The sequence below is a fragment of the Actinomadura sp. genome (assembly GCF_044508335.1).
GTDB lineage: Bacteria > Actinomycetota > Actinomycetes > Streptosporangiales > Streptosporangiaceae > Spirillospora.
The window spans coordinates 9,490-15,946 of sequence record NZ_JBIQHY010000151.1 but is presented as its reverse complement, the minus strand read 5'-3'; the positions used below and the strand labels follow the sequence as shown (position 1 = coordinate 15,946).

8 protein-coding genes are annotated in these 6,457 nt (G+C 75.0%); 4 read left to right on the top strand and 4 right to left on the bottom strand.

The genetic code is table 11. The features are described 5' to 3' along the window. Positions 1-72: 72 nt before the first annotated feature. Positions 73-639, bottom strand: coding sequence for a hypothetical protein (locus ACIWVC_RS31470; protein WP_396450128.1), 567 nt, complete (start codon positions 637-639; stop codon positions 73-75). Positions 640-777: 138 nt separating this feature from the next. On the opposite strand from ACIWVC_RS31470, the gene ACIWVC_RS31465 reads away from it, so the two are divergent. Together ACIWVC_RS31465 and ACIWVC_RS31460 are read left to right on the top strand one after the other, a co-directional pair. Continuing rightward, positions 778-1,701: a universal stress protein gene (locus ACIWVC_RS31465; RefSeq protein ID WP_396450130.1), complete on the top strand. Its 924-nt coding sequence runs from the start codon at positions 778-780 to the stop codon at positions 1,699-1,701. Further along, positions 1,701-2,543 (top strand): universal stress protein, encoded by an 843-nt coding sequence (locus ACIWVC_RS31460; protein WP_396450131.1) that lies wholly within the window; start codon positions 1,701-1,703, stop codon positions 2,541-2,543. Before ACIWVC_RS31465 ends, ACIWVC_RS31460 begins: the two co-directional genes overlap by 1 nt. A 52-nt stretch (positions 2,544-2,595) precedes the next feature. Here the strand turns inward: ACIWVC_RS31460 and ACIWVC_RS31455 are convergent, their stop codons facing one another. After that, positions 2,596-3,252, bottom strand: a complete 657-nt coding sequence (locus tag ACIWVC_RS31455; protein ID WP_396450133.1) for a TetR/AcrR family transcriptional regulator — start codon at positions 3,250-3,252, stop codon at positions 2,596-2,598. 127 nt (positions 3,253-3,379) lie between these two features. On the opposite strand from ACIWVC_RS31455, the gene ACIWVC_RS31450 reads away from it, so the two are divergent. Together ACIWVC_RS31450 and ACIWVC_RS31445 are read left to right on the top strand one after the other, a co-directional pair. After that, positions 3,380-3,748 (top strand): STAS domain-containing protein, encoded by a 369-nt coding sequence (locus ACIWVC_RS31450; RefSeq protein ID WP_396450134.1) that lies wholly within the window; start codon positions 3,380-3,382, stop codon positions 3,746-3,748. Positions 3,749-3,767: 19 nt separating this feature from the next. Then, positions 3,768-4,424 carry an HAD family hydrolase gene (locus ACIWVC_RS31445; protein WP_396450135.1) on the top strand — a complete coding sequence of 219 codons (657 nt, stop codon included), beginning with the start codon at positions 3,768-3,770 and terminating at the stop codon, positions 4,422-4,424. Positions 4,425-4,468: 44 nt separating this feature from the next. Here ACIWVC_RS31445 and dmpG read toward each other — a convergent pair whose 3' ends face one another. Together dmpG and ACIWVC_RS31435 are read right to left on the bottom strand one after the other, a co-directional pair. Continuing rightward, on the bottom strand, positions 4,469-5,524 hold the full coding sequence (gene dmpG / locus ACIWVC_RS31440) for a 4-hydroxy-2-oxovalerate aldolase (protein WP_396450137.1): 1,056 nt from the start codon (positions 5,522-5,524) through the stop codon (positions 4,469-4,471). Beyond that, positions 5,521-6,417, bottom strand: coding sequence for an acetaldehyde dehydrogenase (acetylating) (locus ACIWVC_RS31435; RefSeq protein WP_396450139.1), 897 nt, complete (start codon positions 6,415-6,417; stop codon positions 5,521-5,523). The genes dmpG and ACIWVC_RS31435 overlap by 4 nt, the downstream gene beginning before the upstream one ends. Positions 6,418-6,457 lie beyond the last annotated feature (40 nt).

Here is a 6,457-nt window from a genome sequence, read left to right as displayed (position 1 = left end):
TGCCCGGAAGATTCGGCTGTGCCCGGAAGATTCGGCCCGGAAGATTCGGCTCGGACGCCCGGCTCGGATGGCTCAGGTGGTCCTGCGGTCGGCGAGGGCGGCCCAGCTCTCGTCCCAGAGGGCCTCGCGGCGGCGGTCGTAGTGGCGGCGCGCGAAGTAGTAGCCGGCCAGGAGGGGCAGGCCCACCAGGGTCACGGCCATGGTGCCGGCGACGGCGGTGGTCGAGATCGTGTCGGCGTGGGTGCGGGGCGCGCGGGCCAGGTCGCCGGAGCCGTCCACCCAGATGCGGCGGGTCGCGCCCGGCTTCACGGACTTGTCCGCGGGGACGACCGCGGTGCGGGCCCTGCCGTCGGAGGGCGTCCAGTACAGCACGGCGTAGGTGTGCCGCACGCCCGCGCCGTCCTCCGACTTGGCCTCCGTGACGCGCGCGTCGACGCGGTGGTTGGCGGCCTGCTGCCGCTCGGCCTCGACGCCGGTCCGGTAGGCGTGGGAGGCGAGCGCGGCGGCGGCCGGCGGCGCGAGTCCAGCGAACAGGACGACGGCGCCGACCCCGACCGCCCACTGGCGGCGGTCGACGCCGCGGCGCAGATCGTTGCGGTCGAAGCCGAACCGGCGGCGTACGCGTCCCAGCCTTTCCATCTCTTTTCTCCTCCTTGTCTGAGACGGTAATGGCTGGGCAAAAGGCCGGGCAGGGCCCGGAGGTCCCGGGTGGGGGGACCTTCGTCCCCTTTTGGTCGATGCGCCGGCGGCGCAGACTGGACCGAGGGAGGCAGTCCTATGAACAGCGAGGAAAGGAAACGGTGGCCGCACGTCCTGTTCGGCTATGACGGGACGCCGGAGAACGACGCGGCGCTGCGCTGGGCTGTCGAGGAGGCCCGGCTCCGGAGGTTCGGGCTGGTGATGTGCCACTGCTGGCACTGGCCCTACCCGGCCGGGCACGCCGACCCGGACATCGAGACGATCATGAAGCGGGCGGGTGAGAACCTGCTCGACGGCGGCGTACGCCGGGCCTACGAGCTGGGGGTGCCGGGCGCGGTCCGCAAGCGGCTGCGGCGCGGCCCCGCCGCCGAGGCGCTGCTGAGCGCCGCCGCCGGGGCCGAGCTGGTGGTGATCGGCGCGCCCGAGCGGCCCGACGAGGGCGGGACGGCGATGGAGCTGTCGGCCCGGTCCCCGCGCCCGGTGATCGCCGCCCGCGCCGGGACGCCGCCGCACCGCGTCGTGGTGGGCGTCGACGGGTCCTCCCGCTGCGCGAGCGCGCTCGGCTTCGCCGCGGAGGAGGCGGCGCTGCGCGGCTGGACCCTGCACGTCGTGCACGGCTGCTGGGAGCCCGGCGCGGTCGTCGAGTCCGAGCTCGCGCTGTTCCACGACCGGGAGCTGCTGGAGAAGACCCGCGCCGCCGAGCTGGACGAGGCCGTGGAGCCGGTGCGCCGCCGCTACCCCGACCTGCGCATCGAGGCGTCGCCGCTGCTGGAGAGGCCCTTCGACGCCCTGCGGGAGGCGGCGGAGAACGCCGGGCTCGTCGTGCTCGGCGACCGCGGCACCGGCCTGGAGCCGCTGGGCGCGACCGCCACCGCGATGCTGCGGCGGGCCTCCTGCACCGTCGCGATCGTGCCGGGACGCAGGTCCCGCGAGGCGAGGACCCTCGCCTCTGACCGTCCCGTCCCCGCCGGGCGAGCCTGGAACGCGGGAAGGGAGCGATGATGACCGATCGACGCGGCGTGGTGGCGGGCTACGACGGATCCGAGCAGAGCGCGGCGGCCGTCCGGTGGGCGGCCGAGGAGGCGCGCCTGCGGGGCGTGCCGCTGACCGTGGTGCACGCCTGGGAGATGTACGCGGGGGTCGGATGGGGCGCGATCCCCGTCGCCGACCTGCGCGCGGTGGCCGAGGAGGTCGCCGCGGAGGGCGCGGAGCACGCCCGCGAGGTCACCGGCGACGTGCACGCCGTCCTCGGCCGCGGCGGGCCGGCGACCGCGCTGATCGAGGCAGCCCGCGACGCCGAGCTGGTCGTCGTCGGGTCGCGCGGGCGCGGCGGCTTCACCGAGCTGGTGCTGGGGTCGACGGGCGTGGAGCTGGCGGCGCACGCCCCGAGCCCGGTCACGGTCGTCCGGGAGCCGCGCGCCGAGGGCCCGGTGGTCGTCGGCGTGGACGGCTCGGCGGCCTCGCTGGAGGCCCTCGGCCTGGCGTTCACCGAGGCCCGGCTGCGCGGCGCGGAACTGTCCGCGATCACCGCCTGGCCGCCCGACGCCGAGCCCGGACCCGTCCCGCTGGTGGACGCCGACGGGCTGCGCGAGTTCGCCGAGGGACGGCTCGCCGGGCTCGTCGAGCCGTGGCGGGAGAAGTACCCGGACGTCGCCGTCCGGACCGAGGTGATCACCGGCCCGCCCCGCCAGGTGCTGCTGACGGCCGCGAAGGACGCCCGGCTCCTCGTCGTCGGGTCCCGCGGGCTCGGCGGGTTCCGCGGCCTGCTGCTCGGCTCGGTCAGCAACGCGCTCCTGCACCACGCGGCCTGCCCGGTCGCCGTCGCGCACGCCCCCCGCGACTAGCCCGGGCCTCCGGACGCGCGGGCGCTCCCGATCCGGACGGGACGCCCGCGCGTCACCGTTCCGCGGCCCGCGCGGGCTGCGGGGCGGGCCGCGCGGCGGCCCGCGCGGGCCGTTCGGCGACGAGCGCCTCGGTCGCGTCCAGGGCCGGGGCCGTCGGCAGGTCGGGGTCGAGGATCAGCTGCAGCAGCAGCCCGTCCAGCATCGCGGTGAACAGCATCGCGGTGCCCTCGCGGCGCTCGGCCGGCCAGTCGGGGGACAGGTGGGCGAGCCGGGCGGCGACGCGGGCCCGGACGGTCCGCGACCAGTCCCTCCGCTCGGCGGCGAGCCGCGGGTCGCGCAGGGCCCGGACCAGCAGCTCGGCGGCCAGCCGCAGGTTGCGCTCGCCCGCGACCATCCGCGGGACGAGCTCGCGCACCGCGCGCAGCGCTGACCCGGCGTCGGGCGCGGCGACCAGCGCGTCCACCACCGGATCGATGATCATCTCGCTGGCCCGCTGCGCGACCGCGACGTGCAGGCCCGGCAGCCCGTTGAAGTAGTGGTGGAGCAGGCCCGGGCGGGTCCGCGCGCGGTCCGTGACGGCCCGCGCGGTGACCGCGGGCCAGCCGCCCTCGGCGAGCAGGTCGAGACCGATGCGCACCAGCTGGTCCCTGCGCGCCCGCCCGCGAGGAGTCGACGCGCCCCTCCCGGCGGCGGGGTCCTCGTGGGTCATGCCGCCAAGCTATCCCAACCCTTGCAGCGTGCAAAGATCGTCGTGCGGAACGGGCTGTCCGCCACATTTGCACTGTGCAAGGATGAGGGCGCCAAGACGATACGCGGTGCCCGCTCGGAGGCGCGAGGTGACCGGAGACGCGGCTTCCGCACTCCCGCTGTCGATCGACATCACGGTGGAGCGGCACTGCATCGTGCTGCGGCTGGGCGGCCACCTCGTCACCGGCAACGTCGCCCGGCTGAACCGCTGGCTCGACCGCATCGGCAGGCTGGAGGGCCGCGTCCTGGTCGCGATGGACCTGGCGGGCGTCGTCGGCTGCGACTCCGTCGGCGTCAGCGCGCTGATCGACGGTGCGGGCCGCATCCGCCGCGCCGGCGGGTTCCTCATCGCCGCGCACTACCCCGACGCCTGCCCGGCGTTCCCCGGCCGGGCCGCCCTGGAGACCCGCCCGACCGTCCAGGACGCCATCGACGTGCTCCGCGACTGGCGCCCGTAGAAGCGGGTAGTGCCCTCGCATGACCGATGCCGTGCTGTTCGACGTCGACGGAACGCTGGTCGACACCAACTACCTGCACGCCGCCACGTGGTGGCAGGCATTCCTGCAGTACGGCCGCACGGTCCCGATGGGGCGGATCCACCGGGCGATCGGCATGGGCTCCGACAAGCTCCTCGACCACCTGCTGCCGGACGGCCGGGACCGCGGCGACGACGACGCGATCCGGTCCGCGCACACCGCCCTGTACGCGCAGTACTGGTCGCGGCTCACGCCCTTCGACGGCGCCGCCGACCTGCTGCGGGCCTGCGCCGCGCGGGGCCGCCGCGTCGTGCTGGCCAGCTCCGCCGCCGTGCCCGAGCTGAACGCGCTGCGCGCCGCGCTGGACGCCGACGACGCGGTGGACGAGGCCACGTCCGCCTCGGAGGTGGGGGAGAGCAAGCCGTCCCCCGACCTGGTGCACCTGGCGCTCGAACGCGCCGGGGTGCCCGCCGGCCGCGCCGTGTTCGTCGGCGACACCCGGTGGGACGTCGAGGCCGCCGAACGCGCCGGGATGCCGTGCGTGTGCGTCCTCACCGGCGGCTGGAGCCGGGACGAGCTGCTGAAGGCGGGCGCGGCGGCCGTGTACGACGGCCCCCGCGCCCTCCTCGACGATCTCGACGCGAGCCCCCTCGCCTGAGGCCCGCCCCGGCACCGGGCCGGGCCGGGGTCAGGACTCCGGGGTCAGGACTCGGCGCGCTCGCGCTCGGCGCGCAGCTGCAGCGCCACGTCGATGATCATGTCCTCCTGGCCGCCCACGTAGCCGGCCTCGCCGACCTTCTGCAGGATCTCGTAGGCCGGGACGTCGTACCGCTCGGCGGCCCGCTCGGCGTGCAGCAGGAAGCTGGAGTACACGCCCGCGTAGCCCTGCGTGATCGCGCCGCGGTCGGCGAACGGCAGCCGGTGCAGGAACGGCTTCACCACGTCGTCGGCGGCGGCCATCACGCCCTGCACGTCCACACCGGTCGGGACGCCGAGCCGCTCGAACGTCGGCACCAGCACCTCGGTGGGGGAGTTGCCCGCCCCCGCGCCGAGCGCGCACAGCGCCCCGTCGATCTGCAGCGCGCCGTTCTGCTGCGCCAGCACCGAGTTCGCGACGCCCAGCGACAGGTTCTGGTGGCCGTGGAAGCCGACCTGCGCCTCGTGCCCGATCTCCTTGACGAGCGCGCTGATCCGCTCCTGCGCCTCGGTGAGGACGAGGGCGCCCGCCGAGTCGACGACGTACACGCACTGCGCGCCGCCGTCCACCATGATCCGGGCCTGCTTCGCCAGGACGTCCGGCGGCACCCGGTGCGCCATCATCAGGAACCCGACGGTCTCCATGCCGAGGTCGCGGGCGGCGGCGAAGTGCTGCAGCGACACGTCCGCCTCGGTGCAGTGCGTCGCGATGCGGGCGACGGACGCGCCCGCGTCGTGCGCCAGCTTCAGGTCCTCGACGGTCCCGACGCCCGGCAGCATCAGCACCGCGATCTTCGCGCGGACCGCCTCGTCCACGGCCGCGGCGACGAGCTTGACGTCGTCCTCCAGCGAGAAGCCGTAGTTGAACGACGAGCCGCCCAGACCGTCGCCGTGCGTGACCTCGATGACCTCGACGCCGGCGGCGTCCAGCCCGTGCACGACGCCGCGGACCTGCTCCTCGGTGAAGCGGTGCGCCATCGCGTGGCTGCCGTCCCGCAGCGTCGAGTCGGTGATCCGGATCTTCGCCGGGGTCTCCTGCGCGGTCTCCTGCGCGGGGCTCATGATGCCACCTTCCTGCGCGCCAGCTGCTCGCCCACCCGGGCGGCCGCCGCGGTCATGATGTCGAGGTTGCCGGCCCACGGCGGCAGGTAGTCGCCGTTCCCGCGGACCTCCAGGAACACCGCGACCCGGGCCATCCCGTTCCAGATGTCGCGGGGCCCGTCGAACTGCGGCTCGGCGCGCAGCGTGTAGCCGGGCACGTAGACGGCGACCTCGGCCACCATCTTCTCGATCGACTCCTGGATGGCCTTGGTGTCGGCGTCCGACGGGATCGCGCAGAACACCGTGTCCCGCATGATCATCGGCGGGTCGACCGGGTTCAGGATGATGATCGCCTTGCCCCGCCCGGCGCCGCCGACCGACTCGATCGCGCGGGCCGTGGTCTGCGTGAACTCGTCGATGTTGGCGCGGGTGCCGGGGCCGGCCGAGCGGGACGCGATCGACGCGACGATCTCCGCGTACGGGACCGGGACGACCGACGACACCGCGTGCACGATCGGGATCGTCGCCTGCCCGCCGCAGGTGATCATGTTGAGGTTCGGCGCGTCCGACAGCGTGTCCAGGTTCACCGGCGGGCACACGAGCGGGCCCGCCGCGGCCGGCGTCAGGTCGATCGCGGTGATCCCGGCCTCCTCGTAGCGGGGCGCGTTCGCCAGGTGCGCCTTCGCCGAGGTCGCCTCGAACACGATGTCGGGCAGCTCCGGCTGCTTCAGCAGCCAGTCCACGCCCTCCGCCGACGCCGGGACGCCGAGCTCGCGGGCGCGCTCCAGCCCGTCCGACTCCGGGATCACCCCGATCATCGAGTGGACGTCGATCAGCTCGCTGCGCATCAGCTTGACCAGCAGGTCGGTGCCGATGTTGCCCGGCCCGACGATGGCCGCCGTCAACTTGCTCATGCCTGCTCCACCCCCCGGTTCGCTTCGCTCGTGTGTGCTG

Bases quoted from the DNA above. Each gene is read 5' to 3' on its own strand.
- ACIWVC_RS31460 (WP_396450131.1), top strand. From the start codon at position 1,701: ATGACCGATCGACGCGGCGTGGTGGCGGGCTACGACGGATCCGAGCAG.
- ACIWVC_RS31435 (WP_396450139.1), bottom strand. From the start codon at position 6,417: ATGAGCAAGTTGACGGCGGCCATCGTCGGGCCGGGCAACATCGGCACC.
- dmpG (WP_396450137.1), bottom strand. From the start codon at position 5,524: ATGAGCCCCGCGCAGGAGACCGCGCAGGAGACCCCGGCGAAGATCCGG.
- ACIWVC_RS31470 (WP_396450128.1), bottom strand. From the start codon at position 639: ATGGAAAGGCTGGGACGCGTACGCCGCCGGTTCGGCTTCGACCGCAAC.
- ACIWVC_RS31445 (WP_396450135.1), top strand. From the start codon at position 3,768: ATGACCGATGCCGTGCTGTTCGACGTCGACGGAACGCTGGTCGACACC.
- ACIWVC_RS31455 (WP_396450133.1), bottom strand. From the start codon at position 3,252: ATGACCCACGAGGACCCCGCCGCCGGGAGGGGCGCGTCGACTCCTCGC.
- ACIWVC_RS31465 (WP_396450130.1), top strand. From the start codon at position 778: ATGAACAGCGAGGAAAGGAAACGGTGGCCGCACGTCCTGTTCGGCTAT.